A 2,055-nucleotide genomic window follows, 5' to 3' on the forward strand; every position below is an offset into this window, starting at 1 on the left:
GCCCCCACCCTGCCCGACGCCGCGGCCGAACGACCCCGGCGCGGCAGCCACGAGAAGGACACGAGCGAGGAGGGCGAGGGGCCCGCTGCCGGCCCGGGCAACGCCCAGCCCCAGGAGCCGACCGACTGACCCGCGCCCGAGGGACCCGAGAGATACGCAGCGCCGAGCCGCCGAGGGCGCCGACGGCGCCGACGGCCCTGGGATCGCACACGAAGAAAGGCGGTGGATCATGGGCGAGAAGGACCAAGACCCCCGCCCGGCGCTGCTCCCCGATGAGGGAGCCATGCTGGACGAACACGGCCGCCCGCCGGGAGCCGCGTCCAGGACCGGCACGGGCGGGGGCCCGCCCGCCGACCCGGACCGCGTGGACCGCGCACGTGCCGAGAAGCCGCGGGAGGAGGCTCGAAAGGGCGGGTCAGTCTGAGGCGGCACCCCGCCCGCGCGCACCCGGACCGGTAGCCGCGGCCCCTGTTCCCGGACATGTGGCGGGGAAGACGAACCGCTCGACTGCCCTGTTCTTCCCTCCAGTAGCTTCGGCCAGTGCCGAGAGCCTGCAGTCGGGGCCGAGGACGAACGCGGTGACGGCCATCAGGTCGGCGTCACGGTAGCGGCTGCCTCGGGTACGAGGCCGGGCACCGGCCTGGACCTTGACGTCGTCGGTGCGCGGGTTCATCACAGACCTCCCTGGCGATGGTCCGGGCGCCCGGCACGGTGGCCCGACAGACGCTCGCGTGCGGCGAAGAGGGCGAGCCAGAGCGCGATCGCGAGGCCGCCGGCCACGCTGACCGGCACCGGCACATGGGCCACGGCGCCGAGGATGACACCCAGGACGAGCATTGCACCTACGAGGAAGAGCACGGGAGTTCCTCCCACTTTCAGGTAACAGTTGTTTACCGACTACCCGGTTCAATTCGCCTCATGCCGGCCGCCGTTGACTGGGACGCGGTTGACTGCCCTGCATGAGTCCGAACACCGGTGCCCGCGAGGCAGAGCGCCGCCGTACCCGACGCGCGCTCCCCGCCACGGCTTGGGCCAGTCGGAGGATCAGAGCTTCGGAAACCCTCGGTCTCAGGGAGGTCGCCAGGCGGGCTGGCGTCAACCCGCCGCCTTCTACCGGCACTTCCCCTGCATGGAGGAGCTGGGTACCGCACTCGCACTCGTCGAGGAAACCCCGGCTGACCGAACCGGCATGACGCGGGGCCGGTCGAGTGCGCTGGGGTGCCGACACGCGCCATCCCGCCCACCACCCGGGCCGGCATCCGTGAGACGGTCCTGCCACCAGGCAGCGATCCTCCTCAACGGCACACTCATCAGCCTCAAGTGATCGGCACTGCCCGATCTGGAGGCGCTGGTCATGCCTGCGCTGCCGCGAGATCACTCGCGCTGGCGCCCGGGCTACGGTCTGCACATGATCTATCTGATAGGCGGCCCGCCCCGGGTGGGCAAGAGCACCCTCGCATGGATGCTGCTGGACCGGGCCGGTATCCCGGGGTGCCCGACCGACGCTCTGGTTTCGATGCTGCAGCGCGCTGCGCCCGAGCACGACGTGCGGCACGGTACACATCCGGACAAGGCCGTACGGGCGCAGTCCTTCCTCGTTGAGTTCGTCCGCGCCGTCGGGGAGGGCCTCGACGACTCCGATCCCCTGGACGGCTATGTCGTCGAGGGCGACATCGTCACGCCCGCGGCGGCCACCGCCGCCGCGGGTCTCGGGATGCCACTGAGCTGCGTCTTCCTCGGAAACACGGAGCTGACCACCGAACACTTGAGGGCCGCCCCGGACTGGCTCGATGGATCCGATGACACCACCTACCGGAAGATCGCCGCGTGGGTCAGGGAGCAGAGCACTGCCCTCCGTGAAGCCTGTGCAGCCAGCGGACACGTCTACATCGAGTTGGGGGCCGGCTACGCGCAAGGCCTCGAGCGAGCCTACTCGGCGCTGATGGAGAGGGCAGGGGGCGTTCAAGCATGACGCCGGCCGCAGGGCCGACTCCCCCGATGTCCACCGCAGCGTCGTCCAGTGCCGGTCGGAACGCCCCGGCCGCTCCCCCGTCC

General features: G+C 71.1%; 3 protein-coding genes. 1 reads left to right on the forward strand and 2 read right to left on the reverse strand.

Going from position 1 to position 2,055, the window contains the following annotated elements; genetic code table 11:
- Positions 1–415 precede the first annotated feature (415 nt).
- Entirely contained in the window at positions 416–673 is a 258-nt protein-coding gene (locus PV721_RS43080) for a hypothetical protein (RefSeq protein ID WP_319734287.1), read from the reverse strand.
- Positions 673–858, reverse strand: a complete 186-nt coding sequence (locus PV721_RS43085; RefSeq protein WP_319734288.1) for a hypothetical protein — start codon at positions 856–858, stop codon at positions 673–675. Before PV721_RS43085 ends, PV721_RS43080 begins: the two co-directional genes overlap by 1 nt.
- 496 nt (positions 859–1,354) lie before the next feature.
- Between PV721_RS43085 and PV721_RS43090 the strand changes: the two genes are divergently transcribed.
- On the forward strand, positions 1,355–1,972 hold the full coding sequence (locus tag PV721_RS43090; RefSeq protein WP_319734289.1) for a hypothetical protein: 618 nt from the start codon (positions 1,355–1,357) through the stop codon (positions 1,970–1,972).
- Positions 1,973–2,055: the final 83 nt, after the last annotated feature.

This window comes from Streptomyces sp. MB09-01 (assembly GCF_033794505.1).
Classification (GTDB): Bacteria; Actinomycetota; Actinomycetes; order Streptomycetales; family Streptomycetaceae; genus Streptomyces.

Bases quoted from the DNA above. Each gene is read 5' to 3' on its own strand.
- PV721_RS43080 (WP_319734287.1), bottom strand. From the start codon at position 673: ATGAACCCGCGCACCGACGACGTCAAGGTCCAGGCCGGTGCCCGGCCT.
- PV721_RS43090 (WP_319734289.1), top strand. From the start codon at position 1,355: ATGCCTGCGCTGCCGCGAGATCACTCGCGCTGGCGCCCGGGCTACGGT.